We start from the raw sequence: 22,226 nt of genomic DNA on the forward strand, positions 1-22,226 counted from the left end.
TTGGGGCGGCGGGGTATGGGGTGACGCCGGACAGGCGGCTAGGTGGGGGGATTTGCTCACATGGAGCGATCAGGGATGTCACAGTGTTGTCACTGCATCTCAGAGGGGGGCTCACATGCGTGCAGGACGCTGGGGAATCGCCGCGCTGACCGCGGCACTGCTGGCTGCGTGCGGGGGCGGAGGTTCGCCCGGCGCGCAGTCCGCCAAGACCGTGACGGTGACGGCATCGCCGACGAGCACGAGCGCCACGGGGGCACCGGCGTCGACCGCCGCGTCGGGCACGGCGAGCGCGTCGGCCAGGCCGGGAGCCACCGCGACCTCAACGCCGACCGGTGGAGCCGCCACCAAGCAGATCGTGCTCACGCTGCCCAACCCTGACGGCGGGTGGAAGGTCGAGGAGTCCGCCGACGCGCTGAACTGCGGCGACGGACCATCGATGGTGGCGACGAGCGCGAGGACCTATCAGTGCGGTCCCAGCGCCGCCTCCGCCGTGGCCTGCGTGGCGGACAACGGTGGCTCGCACATCCTGTGCGCCATGCAGCCGTGGGCCAGGAAGGCCACTCGCTTCCCGGTCGACGGGACGTTGCCGACGACGTCCAAGCCGGCCAACCCCGTGCCGCTCGGGATCGAGCTGGCCGACGGGTCCCGGTGGTTCATCCGCTCCGGCGGGGCCTGGCCGCCCGGCCCGCAGGAGACCGCCGCCATGTACTCGTGCTCTGAGGGCTGCGGCGGGGAGAGCGAGGCACTGCTGACGGCGCCCGGCAACCTCGATGACTTCGGGCTGATCAAGGAGGGCGACATCTGGTACGCCCGCCGCGGGCCCCTGGGATACGACACCGTCAAGACCGGCAAGATCACCAAGGAGCGCATCACCAAGGCGTGGTTCATCCGGGCGGCGCCGTCCTCTGGCTCGTCCGGCGGCACAGGCGCGACCGGTGCCCTCGGCCCCGTCACACGCCCCAACCTCACCATCGCCGAGCCCTCTGACGTGCAGAAGCTCCCGAACACCAACGGGCTTCGCGCCTTCGCCCGCGCTCAGCTCGCCCAGGTCACCAAGGAGAGCGACGGCTGCCCCATGACGATCACGGTGGAGGCCCTCGACGCCCAGAGCTCGGCCATGGTCAGCGAGTTCGGCTCCGGCTGCGGCGGCGGCATGGCGATGTGGGGCGTCAAGAAGGGGCGCTGGATCAAGGTCTGGTCCGGTCAGGACGTGCCGCTGTGCTCCGAGCTGCGCGCCAAGGGAGCGGTGCTCAACCCGGACGTCATCGGCAGGTGCTCCGGGCCGGCGCCAGCATTCACGGCGCAGCGCTACACCCCCTGATCGTCCTGACGCCCCGCAGCGGCATACGTCACGGTGAAGGCCTTAGCAGGCCCGATTGCGGAAGCCTGGGCACGCTGGACGGTGCTCAGGCTTCTGCAATCAGTGGCGTGCTACCTCCTTCACTGAACAGTGCCGAATGCAGTGATGTCAGTGACGAATGCACTGAGGAATGCACCGAGGACGGCGCTCAGCGGAAGTCGGCCTTGCTGATCAGGCCGTGCACCCCCGTCGTGCGGTCGACGACTTGCGACACCACGAAGTCGGACGCTGCCGACAGGTAGGCATAGGCCACCGCGCGATCGATGCCCTGTTCCTGCTCGAGGAAGTCCAGGGCGTTGATCACCGCGCGGCGCATGGCGACGTCGAGGTCGGAGTCGTTGATGCCGCCACCGGAGCCGTCGGGGTCGGACAGGCCGATGGGGAGCCAGTGGTCGCGGGTCTCGGCCCAGGGATAGCGGTGGGCGACGGCGGGGGCGTCGCCGGATCCCTTCTTGCACACCGTCAGTCGGAAGGTGCCGCGCAGCGAGCCCTCCATCGCCGTGAGTGCGACCTCGCCGGAGCCCATCGCCATGTGCGGGTCGCCGACGTAGAACAGCCCGCCCGGTGCGCGCACCGGCAGGTAGAACGTGGAGCCGACCCCGAGCTGGCGGATGTCGATGTTGCCGCCGCCGAGGGTGGGCGGGACCGAGTTGGCGAGCGGGTCGGTGAGGCCGTTGGCGTCGGCATACGCGAGGCCCATCATCCCGAAGAAGTAGTTGAGCGGGAACCGGATCGAGCGGCTGCCGCTGCGCATCACGGCCTTGCCGCGCTCGATGCCGGTGAAGACCGAGACGTTGCCGTAGCGCGTCGGGTCGCCGCTCGCCCGGCCGTCGGTGGCGCGCGGCGGTATGACCTCGGCGAGCGAGATGCCCGCCGGCGCAGTGCCGTCCGCCTTGACCGCGAGGGCGCCCTTGCCGTGGCGGGAGGACACGACGCCGTAGGGGACGCGGGGGAGCAGGTGCAGGGGTTCGATCTTGAGGACGTCGCCGGGCTCGGCGCCCGCCACCGCGATCGGTCCGGTGACGACGTGCGGCCCGTCCTTGTCGAAGCTGCGCGGCGTGCGGTCGTAGTGCGCCGCCACGTCGACGGCGTCGCGCAGCACCCCGGCGCGCGGCACCCCCTTGGACCCGAACCAGGCCACCGGGTCGCGCCCCTGGTCCTCGAGGATCCCCTCGTGCGACAGCGCGTCGATCGTGACGGTGGCCCCGGAGCGGACGGTCAGCACGGGCGTGGCGTGCACCGTCGGCACGTAGCCCCACAGCACCTCGTCGGTCTCCGACGCCAGGTAGTGCTGCCCCTTGATCGGTCCCGTGTGCGGCTGCAGCACGCCCCTGGGGTTGCGCCAGGAGAGCGGCGCCTCGGTCAATCCCGTTGGCAGCTGGTGGGATGCGTGCGCCTGCTCGGCCCCGACGGCGGCGGCGGTGACGCCCAGCCCGGTGGCGGCAGCGGCCTGCAGCAGGCGCCGTCGCCCGAGCCCGTGCTCCAGCGCGGCGACGAGGTGGGCGGGGTCGGTGCTCGGCATGGGTGCTCCTCAGCGGGTGTCTTGGCCGTATGCCGAGAAGCTAGGCCTCACGCGTTACCGCCCTGTGTCGCGGTGCAGGCCACAATGTTTCGCCTGGGCCCGATAGATCACCACCGAGCCAGGACGGCGTCGACCGTCGGCGCTCCCCGTGCGAGCTCGGTCTTCCAGTCGAGCCGGCCCTCGTGCTGCAGCCGACCGACGATGATCATGGGGTGCACTCCCTGGCGGTCCGCCTCGGCGTACACCCAAGGGCGACGGACGTTGGCCGGTGGATCCATGACATGCGGGAGCGCCCATCGTCCGGCGAGCTCGTCTGCCTCGCCCTCCTGGGGATCGCTGGCATCCACGCCTTCGTCGACGACAATGCGGCCGCCGACCACGTGACCCAGGACGACGTGCGCGATCTCGTGCAGGAGCGTGAAGACGACCCGGTCCAGTCGCTTGCCATAGCTCGACAGGGCGATGACGGGGCCGCCATCGCCCTCGGAGAACGAGGCTCCACTGAGACGACTCCCCGGGAATGCCTCGACATGGACAAGCCGCACACCTGCAGCCGCGAAACGCTCCGGAAGCGTCGCCAGGTCCTCGGGCGATCGGACGTCTTGAGTCAACCCTGCGGCGAGCTTGAGCAGGGCATCCCGATCGTAAGAAGCGACGCGCAGGTCGCGTGAGACCGCACGCGCGCAGGCCAGCCAGGCGCACTGCGTGGAGGTGATGGGCTGGCCGGAGTTGTGACGGCGGGCTGCAGCCGCGAACGCGGGTTCGTCGTCCAAGGTCTCGATGCCCAGCAGGCGGAGGAGCGCGTCGCGTTGTTGGACAAGGGGACCTGAGGGGAGGAAGCCACGCTTGCGCAGCACCGAGATGGGTGCGCGTTGATTCATCTTGGCGCGCGTGCGGACGTCAGCAAGCTTGCTGGCAGCGCTGGGGTCGCTCTCTCGGAGCCACAGCTCGTAGGCGTTCTGGAGGTTGAGCCACACCTCCGCGGACGTGCCGAGGGCAGTGCCGATCTCGCAGGCCGTCTCGCGAGTGATCTCCTTCTTGCCCGAGACGATGCCCGAGACGAGCTGCGCAGGACGGCCGATGATCTCGGCGAAGTCTGCCTGGGTCCACCCTCGCGCTTCCAGCTCCTCGGCGAGGAAGTCGCCAGGGGGGAAGGCCATGACGCTCTGTGTGGACATCTTGATCACCCCTTGTGGTAGTCGAGTCCGTCGACGATGACGGTCACGCGGCCCTGCGAGTCTGTGTAGAAGCGCAGGATGAGTCGGTACTGCTGGTCGAGGCGGATGGACGAGTGCCCACGCCATCGGTTGCCTTTGAGCTGCTCGAGGTGCAGTGACTTCATCGCTCTGAGGTCGCGGTCGTCCGCCGCACCCGCCAGGAACTGGATGCGGCGGTGGAACATCTTGGTGACCGCTGGCGGCCACCGCTTCACGTCCTGGATCTCGCCGGCGGCAAGGCGACGCAGCTCGTCATCCTCGAACTCGAGCCTCACGCGCCCCCCTCGTCACCACGAGCACCCATCCCCAGGGTAACCCAAAATCGGAACATCAGATACAGCCCATGACTGAATAGTTGTATCCGACTTAACCCTCGGTCGCCGCGCCGATCGGACAAGCGTGCTCGTGATGGTGCGTGGACTGGGTCGAGCGCCTAGCCAGGCTCGATCTAGGGACGCTCGTCGGGGTCAGACTCCCGCCCGTGCTGGTCGGGCCGGTCACCCCAGCCGTCAATGGGCACGACCTGCAGGACCGGGCCGCCGAGCACCTCGTGCGGGTCCATCGTGGGCAGCACCTCGCAGTGGTGCAGCCAGTTGTCGCCGAAGTCGAAGGTGTAGGTGAACGTGACACCCACCTTGAGCTCGGTCAGCGGACTATCCAGCGGCTTGTAGCGCGGCGTGCCGCTGCCGTCGACGAGCTCGTCGATCGTCTCCTCGTCCGTGACGACCAGATCATCCTCGAATGCGCACTGGACGAGGTGACCCAGGTGGTAGCGGCCGAACGATCGGTCGATGGCGTCGGCGAGCGCCGCGTACGTGGTGCGCGGCGGGATCGCGAAGACCCGCCCCGGGGCGGGGTCGAAGTCCTCCCCGCGACCGCTGACGAGCGTGACCTTGAGGACCTTGCAGCGTGCAGCCATGCCTCCATCCTGCCCGCCTCAGACGTTCAGCGGCCGGCTCCCTGCACGCCCTCCAGTCCATCGTCGCCGCAGGCCCGGCCCTACGATCGGCCGATGACCCAGACGAGCTGAGCAGCCGCTACCCGCAGATCTCCGCCACGGCCGAGCGATCAATTCGCCCGGCACTCATAGCTGGCAGCGTGATTGACGTCCCCGTCCTTGTATGCCGGGTACTTGGGGTACTCGCACACGGGAAGACTCCGGCGCGTGCCGTCATCAGCCTTGAAGCGGTACACCAGACCCGACGGATGCGTGTCCTTCTCCACCCAGTTGATGATGGCGGTCATCCAGTCGACCTCGCGCAGTCCTTGACCGGCACCATGTTGGTTGGTGGGCACCTGCAGGTACACAGCGTTGTCGGACGGGTTCTCGATGCCGAGTCGCTCGATCCGCCGGGTGAGGTCGTCGAACATCCGCCCGTGCTCCCTGGCTGACAAGAGATTGTCACCTGCTGCGTGCCACGACAGGAGCCGGCCGCCACCCGCGACGTAGGAGGCGATCTCCTCGCGGTTGTGATCGGCTCCGAGCTGCAGCAGCCCGTAGCCGATCCGGGTGAAGTGCTCATCGAGGTCGTAGCGCGCCTGGCCCTCGGGCGTCAACCAGCTCGGGTCCGACAGCGCGATCGCCGCGAATCCCCCTCCGAGCTGGCCGAATATCGGGGCGGTCTTGGAGAAGTCGGTCCAGGTGTAGGCGTCGTAGACCACCTTGCCGTCTGAGTCCTTGAGAGGCGTCAGGAGGGAACGGAGCGTTCTCAGCTGTCGCGACTTCAGGCAGAGCCGGTGACCCTTCAAGGACTTGCAGCTGTCGCCGTGGCACATTGGCGATGACGCACCGGCCCTCATCCGCCATCGCTCGTATGGCGCCGGGAGTTGCGCCACGGACGAGATCCGCCCGGTCGAGCGCAACCGCTCCCAGGGTCGCCACGTTGCGAGGCAAGGAGGGGAAGCGCTCGATGTGGAGAGGCACGTCGCCCCAGTCCGATCGGTCTCGGTGGACCCCCGCCAGGAGATGAGCGGTCGCGACGGGGTCCAGCTCCGGTCCAGTCAGCAACGACGGGGCGCCGGCGAGCGCGAGGCGCCCCACCCACTCGACGAGGACCGTGCTGGCACCCTTCCTCGGCCCGCCCGTGACGATCCACATCCCCGCCTTCGGGAACCCGCCCGTGACACGGTCGATCGAGGGCAGTCCCGTCGATGCAAGCGCAGGGACCGGAGTCGGCTGCACAGCGAGCAACTCACCGATGAGGGGCATGCTTCACATGGTCGCGCCGACCACCGACACACTGCGGCTAGCGGGTTGACCGGTACTTCCAGATGGCCGCGTCCAACGACCCAGCGGTCCAACCGCGCTCAGCTGCGGCGCGAACCACGATTTCGCGGACGTCCTTGTAGGTCACTGCGGCACAGCCTGCTTCCCGCACAAATGCCTTGATCTGGGAGTCGACGGCGACGTGGTCGTGCGAGCCGGTGAGGATCGAAAGGTAGTCGACGGTCTTTGGTCCGACTCCCTTCACTCGTCGTAGTCGGCCCAGAAACCCTTCATCGAGGAGTTCGACAGCGAGGGCCTCAGGCGTCTCGACGCCCTCCTCGTGCATGAAGTCCGTCAGATCACGCAGAGTCCGCATCTTCTTGCTGTCCGGCTTGAATCGCAGGGTCGCCGCAACGTCGTCGGTCTGGCTGCGCGCTACGAAAGCCGAGGTTGTGGTGGCGTCAGGCCACTCGTCGATCAGCCGTCGAACACGTGGCTCTACCACCGTCGCATAGTTGATTCCCGCCTGTAGGGACGCATCCGCCAAGACAGCCCCCATGTGTCCCCAACCACGCTTCTGGGGCTGCGGCTTCAGACCCACCTTGTCAGCGTGCTTCAGCAGCGCCTCTACGTCAGCGTTCGTAATCGACATGACGCGAGCCTGCCACTCCCGCGCTGCCGTACGCAGCACATTGCAGCTGAATGTCTGGTCACCCACCCGAATGGCCCTGCCATCAAAGACCGCAGGGCAGGACAATGAAACGATGTTCACGTTCTCAAGCTGGGCGAGTTGTGGCAGTGTCGATCACTGCCGTCCCGGCCGCACTATCATCTGCGACGCCCCTTGAACATCCCTGCTTCCAAGCTCACCCCTCGTAGCTCGATGAGACCGGCGTGCAACACAAAGAATAGGTTGTTGATTTCATGATTGCTGCCCACAACCCAGTCACCATGCTCGCAGGAACTCCTTATCTCATAGACAGTGAAGCGCCCGCGTTAACAAAATTCACCTCTATCCTCCAGAAAACCAATGACCTAGCCAAGCGCGCCCTAAGAATCGGCGAGAGCCTCAAGAGCGGTGCAGTTGATGTTTTTGACACATTTGGGATCACGCTTCGGAGTGAAATTGTCGCCGAGAGCAATCAGATGGAGCACTATGCCTGGTCTCCTGCGAGCGTCCGACAGGTTGTGGCGCAGAACAGAGACCTACTAGCCCTCCCTGTTCACACTTTTCTAGAGGGAGTAAAAGGGGACCCACGCGCTTTCGAGGCACTAGGCCTGTACAAGGCACAGATGATTGCCGATGAATGGGCCGCGGCTAACATCAGGCCCCTTGAGCATGAAATGAAGCAGCTCCATGGACTCATCACCCATGGAGAGAAGTTCTCCGGTGCTTACAAAACGGTCGCCAATCAGATTTCCGGAGCCGACCACCAACCCCCACACCCAGCTGAAGCCGCTGAAGGAATGCGAGAGCTTGCGCAGTGGATGCAGGTTGGATCAGGGAATCCCGTTCTGGACGCGACGGTTGTCCACGCTTGGATTACCCACCTCCACCCTTTCGAGGACGGCAATGGGCGCATGGCCCGTCTGCTCGCAAACCTAGTTCTGAGCCAAGGGGGATATCCGCCCCTAATTGTTTCGGCAACGGGCGATAGGGGTGAGTATTACGATGCCTTGGCTGCAAGCGATGAGGGAGATATTCTCCCTCTCTTCGAACTGTTTGGCAGAACTATTCGAAGAACGGTGAAAGTCATGAGCGAGCCCGACTACGTGGAGCGCGTCATCCAAGAACGAATTCTTGTATCAGAAAGCGAGCAGAGGATCTACTGGCAGCAAGTGGCGGAGCAATTCTCCTGTATGCTAAGGCGAGAGCTTCGCCGCTTTGGCTGGGAAGTCATCCCGCAAGGATATCCAGCACCAGGGGCGTTTCGCGAGCTTGCAGAAAGGGACTCAAATGGAAACTCGTGGTTCATGAAGATTTCCGACGACAGCGGCGCGAACCAATGGCTACTCTGGTTTGGGTTCAATTCGAACGATTTCCGTAGGGTTTACGCCGGCTGTGTCGGCTACCCATCCATTTTCCTCTCTGAAAGAAACGAAAGCGCCGACGCGCTGCACCCATTCAGCCCCGTGCACGGCGAGGGGGCAGGGGGGCCCGTCTCGGAGATAACCATCATTCCCGGACGCGCTCGTCCAATAGCCCTAATGGAGGGCTACACGTGGAACGACTACTCCCCAGATGGGGCCGCAGACCGCGTTGCGCTCACTCTCACGCGCCGCCACGGGGGTGAGATCGTGCGGGGCATGATCTAGAACACAGACCTGACCTCATAGGCGCGCCGATAGGCGGGGCCGCGAGTCCTTTCTCGAGTGATGGCCACCTACGAGGTTCGCGAGCCATTCATCTTTTATCGCCCCCCCGGGGGGGCCATGGCGCAGTCCACGGCACGAAGGAGCAGTACAACCCTCGGCGGCGCCGGAGGCAATCGCGGCGTGCAGGCGACGTGGCACGCAAAGAGGTTCATGGCTCATGGAGTGGCACTTTCGCCCCTTTCCGACGACTCCCGTGCTGGCGGCAAGTCTCAGATGTCAGAGTCCATCTCCGACAACCCCGCTGGGTGGCTACCAGCACGGCCATGCACCGAGCCATCGACCAGCGGAGGGCGTTCCGATGGGATACCAGAACGGGCACCAAGTGCCCATACCTCCCCCCACGCAGTCCGATGACGAGGGTTGAATCGTCGACGCCTCAAAAAGCGACGGCACTGGCTGCTGCGAAGGTGCTGTTCGGCATTGCACATGTAAGTCTCATCGTTATCCGGATTGGGCGTTCCCCCTCGTGCCGGACGTAGTGCGCGGGTCCAAGGAAGACGTAGGGCGCGGTCCCTAGATCATCGGTCTTGCGCTCCCGTGCGTAAAGGAACAGGTGCGAACCTGCCTCCTCGTGACCGAGGTAGCGCTTGCCGGTCGGCGAATCCACTGTGGTGCTCGACTGGGACTCCCAGTGGAAGAGTGTGGGATTCAGCGCGTAGTCCTGGTACATCGTCGTTGGTGAGTAGTCCTTCTCAGCCTTGTGCAGCGTCACCATCAGATTGTCGACGCCACGGTCAGCCGCGTACGCCACGCCCTGCATGACGGAGCGCGGCGTTCGTGACAACCTCGCGTAGTCGGTCGCCGCTAGAAGCTCTTCGCGCGAGTAGCGACCGTGCACCCGCAAAGGGCACCAGCTCAGTTCGTTACCCAACGGATGCGTCACCTGGGCCGCCTGATCGAAAGCCCGCACGATGACCTGCTCAAGCTCCTCTCGGACCGTCTCCTCACCTGCCAGGACATCGAATCCAGCCTGATAGCTTACGAAACTGCCCCCGTTGGGCCATAAAGAAAAGAACAGCATGCGGGCGAACAATGCACCCCTTGCGTCGAGTTCGGAGTAGTTCACCCGGCCGGCCAGCAGCTCTCGATAGGCCTGGGCGCGATCTGGATCATCGACGTGGGCGAACGCTCTTGCTCGCGCCAGCAGCTCTTCCTCACGCGGTCCGCCCCTGGCCATTGGCAGCCCGGCTGCCCGCTGCAGGGCAGTCCAGCCTCGTTTCGGGGCGCCATACACGGCCGCGAGATCGGCCCCGCTCTCGTCAAGGAAGGTGCCCAAGTCCGCGGTCGGGTGCGCCCTGAGGTCCGCGACCAGGTGTCGCCATTGGAGGCGGTTGAGCTGCGCCCTGACCCCACCGATCACCGTCTCCTGCGTCATCCGATCCAGATCGATCTGACACCCCGACGGCAGGAACGGGAAGCCGTCCTCAACGGCCCTGAGGAGTCCCTTCCGGGTCGCGCCGGTCAGGGCGCGGTACTTGGCGTCGAACTTGAACTCCGTGTGCTGGTGACCCACGAAGTCCAGGACAGTCAGCACGGCCTTGTCGCGCGTCCGTCGCAGTCCACGTCCCAGCTGCTGCAGGAACACCGTGGCGCTCTCCGTTGGGCGGAGGAAGAGGACGGTGTCGACCTCGGGGATATCCACGCCCTCGTTGAACAGGTCCACGGTGAAGATGACGTTGATTCGTCGGCCGACAAGGTCGGTGACAGCACGCTCGCGGGCAGCAGGCGACGTCTGGCCTGTGACAGCGACTGCCGCGATGCCCGCGCGCGAGAACGCGTCCGCCATGTACTCGGCGTGCCGCACCGAGACGCAGAAGCCAAGTGCCCGCATGGCGGCGAGGTCCAGCACCTTGGCTCGAAGCTCCTTGAGGATCAATACCACCCGGGCGTCGTTGCTGGTGTAGACGTTCTCGAGCTCCGCTATGTCGTACTGCCCGCGCCGCCAGCTGACCCCGGCGAGATCCGTGTTGTCAGCGATCCCGAGGTAATGGAAAGGCGTCAGCAGCTCGGCCTCAAGGGCGTGCCACAAGCGCAGTTCCGTTGCCGCGCGATCACCGAAGTGACGCCGGACGTCGAAGCCGTCTGAGCGCTCGGGTGTCGCGGTGAGCCCCAAGAGCTCCTGAGGCTTCAGGTGGTTCAAGACCTTGGCGTATGACGATGCCTCCGCGTGGTGGAACTCGTCCATCACGACGATGTCGAAGTGATCGGCCGCGATGCGCTCAATCCCGTAGCTCGTCAACGACTGGATCGACGCAAAGACGTGCTCCCATCGCTCAGGTCGCTGGCCGGCGACATACAGCTCACCGAAGTTGCCGTCCCCCAGCACCTCGCGGTACGTCCGCAGGGACTGCGAGAGAATCTCCTGCCGATGAGCGACGAAGAGGAGTCGTGGTCGCACACCGTCGGCAGATACGAAGCTCCGGTAGTCCAGCGCCGCGAGCACCGTCTTGCCCGTTCCGGTCGCCGCGACGACGAGGTTACGGTGACGATCGTGGACCTGACGTGACGCCTGCAGATCCTCAAGCATGCGCTGCTGGTACGCGTAAGGCCGCACCTCAAGGCCGGAAAGGGTCAGCGTCACACGCTGACTTGACCCACCACGAGCCTCCACGAGGGCATCGTCGAGCCGATCCGCGTCTCGAGTGGGGTCGTAGTCCTCGAACGACGGGTCGTTCCAGTAGGTCTCGAACGTGGCTCTGAACTTCTCCATCAGGGCCGGGGTGGCCACTTGAGACAGGCGGACGTTCCACTCGACTCCGTCAAGAAGGGCGGCTCGCGAGAGGTTGGACGAGCCGACATACCCTGTGTGAAAGCCGCTGCTCCGCTGGAACATCCAGGCCTTGGCGTGCAGGCGCGTGCGGAGGGTGTCGTAGTGGATCCGGACTTCGGCGCCGTATTCGCTAACGAGACGATCGAGGGCCTGACGCTCGGTCGCCCCGACATAGGTTGTGGTGATGACGCGGATTGGCACGCCTCGGGATCGAGCCTCGGCCATTGCCTCATCGAGGAACCGCAGGCCGTGCCACTTCACAAACGCACACAACAGGTCGATGCGGTCCGCCGACGCGAGTTCGGCCCTGATCTCCGCCCCAAGTGACGGCTCCCCAGGTGCGTTCGTCAAGAGATCAGCGTCGCTCAGGGGCGAACTTGGTCGCACCCAACGGCGAGGCTCCCCCAGGGCGGATGGCCCAGTGATGGATCGCAACTGTCGCGGCGGATCCACGACTTGCCCGGCAGCATCGTTGGCGCTGGCGAGGAGCGCGCTCACCAGGGACACCTGCTCCTCAGGCTTGAGGCCACCCAGCAACGGCAACAGCCGTTCCCGCACGTGACGGGACAGGACGTTCGGCAGCTCGGCAACATCGATGCTTGAGGTTTCCGCCAGCATCCCCGCTTCGACCACCTGCTCAATGTCAGGCACCAGGTCGCTCGTGACGACGTGCTCGTATATGCCTTCAGGCAGTCCCCTCACCATGGCGTGAGCTTGCCATGCCTGAGTAAAAATGCCCGCTAGGTGGGCCACTTGAGTGTCCGACGGGGTGTCCCGTCTCCACGCGCCTCAACATGTAGCAAAGTGGCTTGCCACTACACACTCCAGAGGGGACACATCATGGGCTTCTTGCAAGGTCTCGCGGGCAACATGCAGATGATCGGTGAGGCTGAGGCCCATCAGATGTACGACCCCTGGCTACTGGAGGGGGAGCAAATCCTGTCGGCCTACCGCATGCTGCGCGATGGATTCTGCATCACTTCTACCCGCATCATTACCATGGATCGCCAGGGTGCTACTGGCAAGAAGACCCGGGTCCACTCGATTCCCCTCAACGCCATCGTCGGGGTGACTGCGGAGACCGCTGGGGCCGCCATGGACGACTCCGAGATCACCCTCACGTACATCAGCACACCCAGAATGCGCGCTCATTCGGTGGCGTACGTTTCATACACCTTCGAGTTCCCCCGCAACTTCGACATTGCCGGTCTCTATCGATATTTCCAGCAGATCGCAACGGGAAACGTCGCCAAGTTGAACGAGGCGTAGCGGCCTGATGGGAGTGGCGGCTGCGCTCGCCTAGGGCAGGCGATTGATGAGGGCAGGGGTCTGGCGCTCCCTACAGCGCCAGACCCCTGCCGTCGGTCGCCCGGCCGCAGTCTCAACCACCAAGGGTTGACAGCAGCCGCGCCCGGATCCGAGATTTCCGCCCCTCGTAGAAGTGCAGGAACGCTCCCAGTTCCAGCGGAAGGTCGTTCAGGTCGTTCTCCTCCATGTACGCCACCCTTCGCTCCTCTGAGGGGAAGGCCCGGCTCACCCACTCGCCCGGGCTCGCGTCCTGCTTCTCGATGTTGGCCGTACCCGCCAGCAGCTGGAGGTTCGGTAGCTGGTTGACCACTTCGAGGTATTCGTCGATCTTGGCTGCATCGACCCCGAAGGCGAGCAGACGCTTACGCGTGAAGTAAGACTTGGGAAACACGTGGTCCTCGTGGAACTTCTTACCCAGGTCAAGGCCGGGGTAGAGCACGGATAGCACGGGGAAGGTCCGGTGAGATCCGTACTTGAGGCTCAGAAGCTCATCGATCTCGGCGGGGTCGAACGACAAGGACTTACCAGCCGTCGCCATGGCGGCCTCCACCTCAGCCACGGGGAAGCCGCCGTGCCCGTCTTTCAGCCGGAGGACGTCGCGGATGCGACCCAGCAGGGTGTCTAGGCCGGAGCCCCAAACCCCTCGCTTGATCAACGATCGGGTTACCCAAGCTTGAAGGGCCAGGCGGTCCCTGGCGTCGGCGGTCGAGTCGAGGTACGAGTCGCCGGCCCGTCGGAGATGCAGGTAGTAGGCAATCGGGATGATCGCGCTATTCGCAGTGAGGTTTCGTTCGTTGTAGCCGAACTGCTGCAGCAGCGACGCAGCGCGCAGCAGCGAACTTTCCACATCCGGCCATGCCGCCTCGACCTTGGCCATGTTGGCCTGCGTGAAGTTGGATACCTGGAAGCGGAGATCCACCCCGGCGATGCAGAGCGCCGACTTGAGGACAATGTCCTTGGTGAACGCGAACTGCCTACCGCCGTTGGTATTGAGCTCGGTGACGAGGGATCTCACCTCTTCGCGAGCGTCCCGCTCCTTCCACTGGTTGGTGGCCATGGAGAGGAGCAGGTCGGAGTAGGAGAGCGGCGTGCCACCGCTGTTCACTCGAACAAAGATTTCCAGGACCTTGTCTGCGTCCTGATCCTCGACCAGGAAGTAGTTCATTGGTCGCACGTCTCGAACCGCGCGATAGAGGTCGTAGAGGCGCTGAAAACCCGAGGTGGTGTCCTTGATGCGTCGCTGGGCCAGCTCCTGCATGATGGCTGGACCCGAATCTGTCAGGTCCAGTACCGAGCCCACCCGGAACCACTTGTCCTCCTCATCCGCCGCACTGGAGGCTTCCTTGTCGGTCAGGAACCTCAGGTCATAACGGAGCCCGAGCTCCTCATCCTTGGGATCCTCGGCCAGGTTGAGGTAGAGCCGCTTGCCTGGGAAGGCATCGGGACTATTCCACCAGGCGTACTTGCGCTTCTCGGCGAACGTTCCGTACAGCGCGATGTTCAGTGACGTCAGCCGCTGTTGCCCATCGAGAACTGCCGTGGTTCCCAGCCCTGGTACGACGGTCGCCTTGTCGGCGTAGGGCTTGTCGCGCTCGTGGTAGTGCGTCAAGAACTCGTAGAAGGTGTAGGACTGGGCTGTCTCCGGCCGCACCTGCCACAACAGGAAGGACCCGATCGGGTAGCCCCTCATGAGGCTGTCCACGAGCTTGACGATCTGGCCTGGACCCCAGACGAACTCTCGCTGGATCGCCGGCATGAGGTACTCGCGCCGATGGATGGAGGAGAGCATCTCTTCGACGGTACGGGGGGTCTGAAATGACATATCGTGTCCTGACGTCACTGTTAGTGAGGTCATCGTGCCAGACGCTTGCTCATCCTGGCGCCCATTTGGTGTGACGTAGTGGGCTCGGCACGCGTTCGCCTCTTCCGCCCATGATCCGGGTCCCGTCAGCGGCCTAGAGTGGGGCGATGACCTGCCGGGGCCGTGACCTGCGATGACTACGCGAACCATCGCGCGCACCAACAGCGGTCGCATCCTGGAGCTGCTGCGTGCACGCGGGCCAATGGCGCGCGCCGACGTCGCGCAGGCGACGGCGCTGAGCGTGTCGACGGTGTCACGGCTGGTGGCTGACATGCTCGGTAGTGGGCTGCTGGTGCAGTCGGAGGACGGCGCCGTCACCGGCGGCCGGCCGACCCGCTACGTTCGGCTCAACGCGGCGGCCGCCACCACCCTCGCCGTCGACATCGCCGACCACCACACGCAGGTCGCGCTCGTCGGGCTCGACGGGACGGTCCTGCGGGAGCGCACCTGGGTGCCCGACGCCGCGGAGATGACCGGTGACGCACGCCTGGCCCACACCCTCGACGTGATCGAGCAGGCGCTGACGGAGGCGACGGCATACGACGCGGGTGAGCACGACAACCCCCGCTGCCTCGCCCTCGGCGTCTCCGTCCCGGGCCCGGTCACCTCGGCCGGTGTCGTGCGGTTCTCGCCGTCGCTGGTGTGGGACGACCTGCCGCTCGGCGACCTGCTCCGCGAGCGCTTCGGGCTGCCCGTCGCCGTCGCCAACGACGCCAACCTGATCGCCATCGCCGAGAGCCGCGTCGGCGACTACCGCGACGCCGCATCGCTGTTCGTCCTCGCGGTGTTCGACGGGATCGGCAGCGGCATCGTCGTGGACCGTGCGCTGTGGCCCGGCAACGCCGGCTGCTCGGGGCAGATCGGGCGCATGCTGCTCGACAGCACGGCGATCGCCAACGTCTACGTCGGCTACGGCGACCTGGAGCGGCAGCTCGGGTCGGTGGGCCTCGCGCGCCGGGCCGCGGATGCGGGGATCGCCATACGGCCCGAGTCCGACATCTTCGCCCAGCTGTTCACCAGCACCGACCCCGCAGCCCGCGACCTGAGCGCCCTGGTGCTGGACCAGTTCGCCGCGGCCCTGGTCAACGTGTGCGCCCTCTTCGACCCCGAGGTCATCGTGCTGGCAGGGCGGTTCGCGCCGCTGGCCGACCACCTACACGGCGAGCTCGAGAGCCGGCTCACCGGCCGCGTCCTGTCCGTCCCCCGCATCGCCCGCGAGTCCACCGGCCACGCCGGAGCCCTGCTCGGGGCGGCGCACGTCGCCCTCGACACCTACGGCGCGCTGTCCCAGCTGCTCGACTGACGAGATCTGCGTCACCTCTGGCGCCCGGCCCATCGGCGGGTCTACTCTGCAGACACCCTTTTTCGCATAGTGCAAATAAGGGTGAGAGCGAGGAGCCTCCAATGGGACGTAGGAACCTTGTCGTCGCGACCGTCACGGTCGCGAGCCTCGGACTCGCCGGGTGCAGCACCGTCTCGTCGACGAGCAGCAGCTCCGGCAGCGGGTCCTCAGCGGCCAAGGGGCCGTTCACGATCGGCGTCAGCAACGGCTTCGTCGGCAGCGAGTACCGCACCCAGATGGTGCAGGACATGCAGGACGCCGCCAAGCCCTACCAGGACGCCGGCGAGCTCAAGCAGCTCGTGCTGGAGAACCAGGACACCGACGTCAACGGTCAGATCCAGCAGGTCCGCAACCTCATCAAGGCCCGGGTCAACGCGATCATCGTCGACCCCAACTCCGGCTCCGCCCTCGACGCCGTCTTCAAGGAGGCCACGAGCGCGGGCATCAAGGTCTATGCCATCGACCAGGCGGTCACCGAGAAGTCCGTGACCAACGTCGGCATCGACCAGGGCAAGTGGGCCGAGACCAGCGCCAAGTGGCTCGCCCAGCAGCTCGGGTCGGGCAAGAAGGTCGTCGCCGTCAACGGGATCTCCGGCCATCCGGCCAACGAGGCCAGGTGGGGCGCGGCCAAGAAGGTCTTCGACGCGGCCGGCATACAGGTGCTCACCACCGCCGACGGCGGCTGGGACCAGGCCAAGGGCCAGCAGGCCATGGCCAACCTCCTGGCCACCTATCCCGACATCAACGGCGTGTGGACCCAGGACGGTATGGCGCAAGGAGTCCTCAAGGCGCTCGTCGCCGCCAAGAAGCAGAGCTCCATCGTCACGACCGGCGAGGCCCGCAACGGCTTCATGCGCCTGTGGAGCCAGCAGGACAAGGCCTTCAAGTCCGTCGGTGTCGTCAACCCGCCCGGGACCGGCGCCACGGCGCTGCACCTCGCCATGGCCGAGCTCAAGGGCGGCAAGATCGACCCGGCCAAGCTGACCGACGGGCACTCCGTGGTCCTCGACCTCGAGCCGGCCATCACGCCGGAGAACTTCACCGCCGAGTGGGACAAGGTCAAGGACAAGCCCGACACCTACGTCCTGGACTCGATCCTCACCAAGGACGAGGTCGCCGGCCTCCTGGCCAAGTAGGCCCCGCCCGTGCCCACCCCGCTGCTCACCGTCCGGGACGCCACCAAGAGCTTCGGTGGCGTCCGGGCGCTGCGGGGCGCCTCGCTCGAGGTCACGGCGGGCGAGGTCCACGGCCTGCTCGGCCCCAACGGCTCCGGCAAGAGCACCCTCAACAAGGTCGTGGCGGGGTCGGTGCGGCCCGACTCCGCCACGATCCACCTCGACGGCGCCCCCGTCACGATCGACTCCCCGATGGCCGCCCACCGCCTCGGCATCAGCGCCGTCTATCAGCAGCTCAGCCTCGTGCCGCAGCTGTCGGTGGCGGACAACCTCGGGCTCGGCCTCGAGCCGACGCGGCTCGGTCTCGTCCGCGGCCGCCAGGCTCGTGGGCGCGCCGGGCAGATGCTCGACACCCTGCAGGCCGTCATGGGTGCGCCGGTCCGCCTCGACGACCCGGTCCGCCGCCTGACGCCCGCCCAGCAGCAGCTCGTCGAGGTCGGCAAGGCCCTGCTGCGCGACCCCCGCATCCTCATCCTCGACGAGGCCACCGCGTCGCTGCACCGCGACCAGGTGGCGCTGCTGCGCGAGCTCGTCGAGGACCGCCGCCGGGCGGGGTGCTGCATCATCTTCGTCTCGCACCGCCTGCACGAGATCGTCGATTTCTGCGACCGGGCGACCATCCTGCGCTCGGGGTCGACCGTCGCCACCGTCGACGCCCGCACCACCACGCCCGACGAGATGATCCGCCTGATGGTGGGCGACGTCGGCGACGTGACCCGACGGGGCGCGCACGAGCCGACCGGGGACGTGCGCCTCGAGATGCACGAGCTCACCAGCCCCGGCATCGACGCGATCTCGCTGGCCGCCGAGCGCGGCGAGATCGTCGGGCTCGGCGGCCTGCAGGGTCAGGGGCAGTCCGAGCTGCTGCTCACGCTCTTCGGCGCCATGCCCGCCACCTCGGGGACGGTCAGCGTCGACGGTCGCGAGGTCGACCTCTCCTCCCCGGTCACCGCGGCCCGCGCCGGCATCGCGCTCGTCCCCGGCGACCGCAACACCCAGGGCCTGTTCGCCAAGCGCAGCGTCCAGGACAACATCTCGATCGCCAGCGTCGGGCGGCGCGCCACCGCGGGCCTCACCCGTCAGGCCGTCGAGTCGTCGGTCGCGCGAGACATGGTGGAGCGCCTGCGGATCGCCGTCGGCAACCTCGGCCAGCCCGTCTCCACGCTGTCCGGCGGCAACGCGCAGAAGGTCGTCCTCGCCAAGTGGATCCTCAACGAGCCCGCCGTCCTGCTGCTCGACGACCCCACCAAGGGCGTCGACATCGGCGCCAAGGAGGAGATCTATCGGATCATCCGCTCCCTCGCCGACGACGGGGCGGTCGTGGTGATCAACTCCAGCGAGGACAGCGAGCTGGTCGCCCTGTGCGACCGGGTGCTCGTCCTCTACGAAGGGGCCGTGGTCGAGACCCTCACCGCCGCCGACCTCACCGAGGAACGCCTCGTCGGCTCGTCCATGCGGGTGCCCGCCACCACCGCCGAGGAGGCCGAGTGACCACCCCCACCGTCGTGCCGTCCACCAACCCCGCGACCGCGCTGCTCCTCGCGCGCGTCTCGCGCAGCACGACCTGGCTCCTGCTCGCCTTGGCCATCGGCCTGAGCGCCGTGCTGCAGCCGGACTTCTTCTCGGCGTACTCCATCGCCTCGTCCTTCTCCGGCTTCCTGCCGCTCGTGCTGCTCGCCGTCGGGCAGGCCGTCGTGATCATCGGCGGCGGGCTGGACCTGTCCCTCGGCGCCTCCCTCGGCCTGGCCAGCGTGGTCGGGCTGCTGGTCATGGACGGTCAGGACGGCCGGCTGCCGCTCGGGATCCTCGCCGCCCTCGCCACGGGTCTGGCCTGCGGCCTCGTCAACGGCCTCATCGTCGCGGTCGTCCGGCTGCAACCCCTCATCACGACCTTCGCGACGGCCTCGATCTTCACCGGCGCGACCCTGTGGGTGCTCCCCAAGCCCGGCGGCACCGTGCCCGCGGCACTCACCACCTCCTTCCGTATGGCGATCGCCGGCCTCCCCGTCACCCTGCTGCTCACGCTGCTGCTGGGCCTGTCCTGGCTCCTGCTGCGCCGCACCCGTTTCATGCGCCACGTCTACGCCATCGGCGGGGACGTCCAGGCGTCGTACGCCTCGCTCGTCCCGGTCACCCGCACCCAGATCTCCACCTATGCCTTCGCCGGCACCTTCGCCGGGCTCGCCGCCGTCGCCGTCCTGGCCAACAGCGGCTCCGGAGACCCTTATGTCGGTGGGGACTTCGCGCTCAACTCCGTCGCCGCCGTCGTCATCGGCGGCGTCGCGCTCCGCGGGGGCGAGGGTGGGGCGATCGGCGCGATCGCCGGCGCCGTCGTGCTCTCCCTGGTCAGCAGCATCCTGTTCTTCCTCGGCATACCGACGACCTATCGCCAGCTCGCCCAAGGACTCGTCGTCATCGGTGCTCTGGCCCTGTCCGCCCTGAGCGCCCGCGGGCAGGAGGCAGCATGAGCACGCTCGCCACCGAGAGCCGCACCGCCCCCGCCCGGCGGGTCCTCACCAACCCCGTGGTCGTCGCGTTCCTGCTCGCCGTCGCGCTGGTCGTCGTGGGGGAGATCGTCTCGCCGGGGTTCGGGTCCTACGGCCAGGTCGTGTCGATGCTGCGCGTGGCGTCCTTCCTCGGCGTCATCGCGATCGGGCAGACGCTGGTCATCCTCAGCGGCGGCGAGGGCATCGACCTCAGCGTCGGCAAGGTCGCCACCCTCGCCGCGATCATCGCCTCGCGGCAGATGCAGGGTGACGACGGGGGGATGCTGTGGGGCGTCGTCCTCGCGGTCGCCGTCGCCGCCGCGATCGGGCTGGTCAACGGCATCGGCGTCGTCTACCTGCGCATCCCGCCGTTCGTCATGACGCTCGGCATGCTCGGGGTCGTCCAGGGCATCGTCCTCGCCTACACCAAGGGGGCCGCCGACGGCCGGGCGGCTCCGGCACTGGTCGGCGCCGTCAACGGCGAGCTGCTGCTCGGCATACCCGGTGTCCTGCTGCTGTGGCTCGCGCTGGGGCTGCTGGTCACCCTGATCCTGCGGCGCAGCACCTATGGACTGAGCCTGTATGCCGTCGGCGCCAACCGCCTGGCCGCGCGGCTCTCCGGGATCCGGGTCAACCGCACGGTGATCCTGGCCTACGTCCTGTCGTCCGTCTTCGCGGCGCTCGGCGGGATCCTGATGGTGGGCTACACCGAGACCGTGTTCCTCAACCTCGCCGACGGGCTCGCGCTGCCGTCGATCGCCGCCGTCATCATCGGCGGCACCCTCATCTCCGGCGGCGTGGGCAGCTATGCCGGCAGCGCCGTCGGCGCCATCGTCCTCACCGTCCTCACCAGCCTCCTCACCACCATGAACATGTCGACGGCCAGCCGCACCGTCGTCAACGGCCTCGTCCTCATCGCCCTGCTGGCCGTCTACGGCCGGCAACGTCGCCTCCGCAGCTGAGAAGGGAACTCCCATGCAACGCAAGGTCCTCGGTGTCGGCCTGATCGGCGCCGGCTTCATCGGCCAGTTCCACGTGCGGTCGTGGACCCGCGTCCGCGACGCCGACATCGTCGCCATCGGGTCGCGGACGCTGGCGTCGGCGCAGGCCCTCGCCGAGGAGGCCGAGACGCTCGGGGTGGGGACCGGGGTCACGGCATACGACGACGTCGCGTCCCTGGTGCGAGACGAGCGCGTCGAGGCCGTCTGGGTCCTCACCCCCAACGACACCCGCGTCGAGGTGGTCCGCGCCATCTGCGACGAGGTGCGCGCCGGCCGGTCCTCGCTGCGGGCCATCGCCATCGAGAAGCCACTCGCCCGCACCCTCGGCGAGGCCAAGCAGGTGCTCGCGATGATCGAGGAGGCCGGCCTGCTTCACGGCTACCTCGAGAACCAGCTCTATGCGCCATCCATCACCCGCGCCCACGACCTGCTGTGGAAGCGCGGCGCGGCTGCCGCCGGCAACCCCTATCTCGCGCGCTGCGCCGAGGAGCACTCCGGCCCGCACAAGGCGTGGTTCTGGGACGGGGTCAAGCAGGGCGGCGGCGTCCTCAACGACATGATGTGCCACAGCGTCGAGGCGGGCCGCTACCTGCTCACCCCGCCCGGCGTCGACCCCTCCACCTGGCTCACGCCGGTCAGCGTCTCTGCGTCGATCCAGTCGCTGAAGTGGAGCCGGCCCCGCTATGCGGAAGAGCTCCTGTCGGCCTATCCCGGCGCACCGGACTACCGCTCGCGCCCGTCCGAGGACTACGCGCGGGCGAACTTCGAGTTCGTGAACGGCGACGGCGAGACCGTCATCGCCGAGGGCACCACGTCCTGGAGCTTCGTCGGCGCGGGGCTGCGGCTGAGCTTCGAGCTGCTTGGGCCGGAGTACTCCATGTCCGCCGACACCCTCGACACCGAGGCCAAGGTCTTCTTCTCCCGCGCGCTGACCCAGAGCGAGGGCGAGGACCTCGTCGAGAAGCAGAACGCCGAGCAGGGGCTGATGCCGCTCGTGTCGGACGAGGCGCTGGCCTACGGCTACACCGACGAGAACACGCGTCTGGCGACGTGCTTCCTGCGCGGCGAGCAACCCGTCGAGACCCTCGCCAACGGGGTGGCGGTGGTGGAGCTGCTGATGGCGGCCTACCTGTCCGCGCAGACCGGCAGGACCGTCACCTTCCCTGTCGACCTCGACGACTTCGTCCCGGACGTGGCGCGAGGCACGTGGAAGCCCTAGCCAGGCGCGTGCGGGTCGTCCGGGCGGGTCGTGCGCTCCGACGTGGCTCGCGTGCGCACCGAGGGGGCGCAGATGACGCGGACGACGGCGTGTCGCGCGAACTTTGTGCCCCCTCGCCGGGCTGACCTCTCGGTCCTGAGGTGCAGGCAGCCTGGGGGTGACCAGTGGGGCGGGCGCCCACGCATCACGGCTCGCCTCGAGCAGGTCAGCAGCTGACGAACCCGGCGACGTTCTTCTTGTAGGTGCACACGTCCAGCCGGACGTTCTTGGGGGAGTGGAGGCTGGCCGTGTCGCCCGTGTTGTTCCACTTGTGGAAGCCCTGCTTCCAGTAGAACGCGGCGCCGCGGTTGGTGCCCACGCCGGTCCGCCGGCGATGAGCAGGC

17 protein-coding genes are annotated in these 22,226 nt (G+C 67.0%); 9 read left to right on the plus strand and 8 right to left on the minus strand.

Annotated features, from left to right (window positions below; all coding sequences use genetic code 11):
- Positions 1-115 precede the first annotated feature (115 nt).
- Complete coding sequence (locus B2P18_RS06405; protein ID WP_286957096.1) at positions 116-1,321, plus strand: hypothetical protein; 1,206 nt, start codon at positions 116-118, stop codon at positions 1,319-1,321.
- A 187-nt stretch (positions 1,322-1,508) separates the two neighbouring features.
- Here the strand turns inward: B2P18_RS06405 and B2P18_RS06410 are convergent, their stop codons facing one another.
- From B2P18_RS06410 to B2P18_RS06435, 6 genes are all read right to left on the minus strand, one after another.
- On the minus strand, positions 1,509-2,882 hold the full coding sequence (locus tag B2P18_RS06410) for an acetamidase/formamidase family protein (protein ID WP_286957097.1): 1,374 nt from the start codon (positions 2,880-2,882) through the stop codon (positions 1,509-1,511).
- A gap of 107 nt (positions 2,883-2,989) precedes the next feature.
- On the minus strand, positions 2,990-4,060 hold the full coding sequence (locus B2P18_RS06415; RefSeq protein ID WP_286957100.1) for a HigA family addiction module antitoxin: 1,071 nt from the start codon (positions 4,058-4,060) through the stop codon (positions 2,990-2,992).
- A 5-nt stretch (positions 4,061-4,065) separates the two neighbouring features.
- Positions 4,066-4,374, minus strand: a complete 309-nt coding sequence (locus B2P18_RS06420) for a type II toxin-antitoxin system RelE/ParE family toxin (protein ID WP_029210890.1) — start codon at positions 4,372-4,374, stop codon at positions 4,066-4,068.
- 173 nt (positions 4,375-4,547) lie between these two features.
- Complete coding sequence (locus B2P18_RS06425) at positions 4,548-5,018, minus strand: hypothetical protein (protein ID WP_286957104.1); 471 nt, start codon at positions 5,016-5,018, stop codon at positions 4,548-4,550.
- Between the two features lie 149 nt (positions 5,019-5,167).
- Positions 5,168-5,761, minus strand: coding sequence for a tannase/feruloyl esterase family alpha/beta hydrolase (locus B2P18_RS06430; RefSeq protein WP_286957105.1), 594 nt, complete (start codon positions 5,759-5,761; stop codon positions 5,168-5,170).
- Positions 5,762-6,345: 584 nt separating this feature from the next.
- Entirely contained in the window at positions 6,346-7,077 is a 732-nt protein-coding gene (locus B2P18_RS06435; protein WP_286957110.1) for a hypothetical protein, read from the minus strand.
- A gap of 152 nt (positions 7,078-7,229) precedes the next feature.
- On the opposite strand from B2P18_RS06435, the gene B2P18_RS06440 reads away from it, so the two are divergent.
- Positions 7,230-8,621, plus strand: a complete 1,392-nt coding sequence (locus B2P18_RS06440) for a Fic family protein (RefSeq protein ID WP_286957113.1) — start codon at positions 7,230-7,232, stop codon at positions 8,619-8,621.
- A gap of 436 nt (positions 8,622-9,057) precedes the next feature.
- Here the strand turns inward: B2P18_RS06440 and B2P18_RS06445 are convergent, their stop codons facing one another.
- Positions 9,058-12,156 carry a DUF3427 domain-containing protein gene (locus B2P18_RS06445; protein WP_286957115.1) on the minus strand — a complete coding sequence of 1,033 codons (3,099 nt, stop codon included), beginning with the start codon at positions 12,154-12,156 and terminating at the stop codon, positions 9,058-9,060.
- A gap of 135 nt (positions 12,157-12,291) precedes the next feature.
- On the opposite strand from B2P18_RS06445, the gene B2P18_RS06450 reads away from it, so the two are divergent.
- Entirely contained in the window at positions 12,292-12,720 is a 429-nt protein-coding gene (locus B2P18_RS06450) for a PH domain-containing protein (RefSeq protein WP_286957119.1), read from the plus strand.
- 112 nt (positions 12,721-12,832) lie between these two features.
- Here the strand turns inward: B2P18_RS06450 and B2P18_RS06455 are convergent, their stop codons facing one another.
- Entirely contained in the window at positions 12,833-14,548 is a 1,716-nt protein-coding gene (locus B2P18_RS06455) for a DUF262 domain-containing protein (RefSeq protein ID WP_286957123.1), read from the minus strand.
- Positions 14,549-14,753: 205 nt separating this feature from the next.
- Between B2P18_RS06455 and B2P18_RS06460 the strand changes: the two genes are divergently transcribed.
- The 6 genes from B2P18_RS06460 (at position 14,754) to B2P18_RS06485 (ending at position 21,843) form a co-directional block, all read left to right on the plus strand.
- A complete protein-coding gene (locus tag B2P18_RS06460; protein WP_286957126.1) occupies positions 14,754-15,923 on the plus strand; it encodes an ROK family transcriptional regulator in 1,170 nt (389 codons plus the stop codon).
- 101 nt (positions 15,924-16,024) lie between these two features.
- The gene (locus B2P18_RS06465) at positions 16,025-17,098 is read left to right on the plus strand and encodes a substrate-binding domain-containing protein (RefSeq protein ID WP_286957130.1); all 1,074 of its coding nucleotides are present in this window, start codon (positions 16,025-16,027) and stop codon (positions 17,096-17,098) included.
- Between the two features lie 9 nt (positions 17,099-17,107).
- A complete protein-coding gene (locus tag B2P18_RS06470) occupies positions 17,108-18,628 on the plus strand; it encodes a sugar ABC transporter ATP-binding protein (RefSeq protein ID WP_286957133.1) in 1,521 nt (506 codons plus the stop codon).
- Positions 18,625-19,605: an ABC transporter permease gene (locus B2P18_RS06475; RefSeq protein ID WP_019284498.1), complete on the plus strand. Its 981-nt coding sequence runs from the start codon at positions 18,625-18,627 to the stop codon at positions 19,603-19,605. The genes B2P18_RS06470 and B2P18_RS06475 overlap by 4 nt, the downstream gene beginning before the upstream one ends.
- Positions 19,602-20,585: an ABC transporter permease gene (locus B2P18_RS06480; protein WP_019284499.1), complete on the plus strand. Its 984-nt coding sequence runs from the start codon at positions 19,602-19,604 to the stop codon at positions 20,583-20,585. Before B2P18_RS06475 ends, B2P18_RS06480 begins: the two co-directional genes overlap by 4 nt.
- Before the next feature lie 13 nt (positions 20,586-20,598).
- Positions 20,599-21,843 (plus strand): Gfo/Idh/MocA family protein, encoded by a 1,245-nt coding sequence (locus tag B2P18_RS06485; protein WP_019284500.1) that lies wholly within the window; start codon positions 20,599-20,601, stop codon positions 21,841-21,843.
- The last annotated feature ends 383 nt before the right edge of the window (positions 21,844-22,226 follow it).

The sequence above is a fragment of the Arsenicicoccus sp. UBA2120 genome (assembly GCF_002330965.1).
In the GTDB taxonomy this organism is placed as follows: domain Bacteria; phylum Actinomycetota; class Actinomycetes; order Actinomycetales; family Dermatophilaceae; genus Arsenicicoccus; species Arsenicicoccus bolidensis.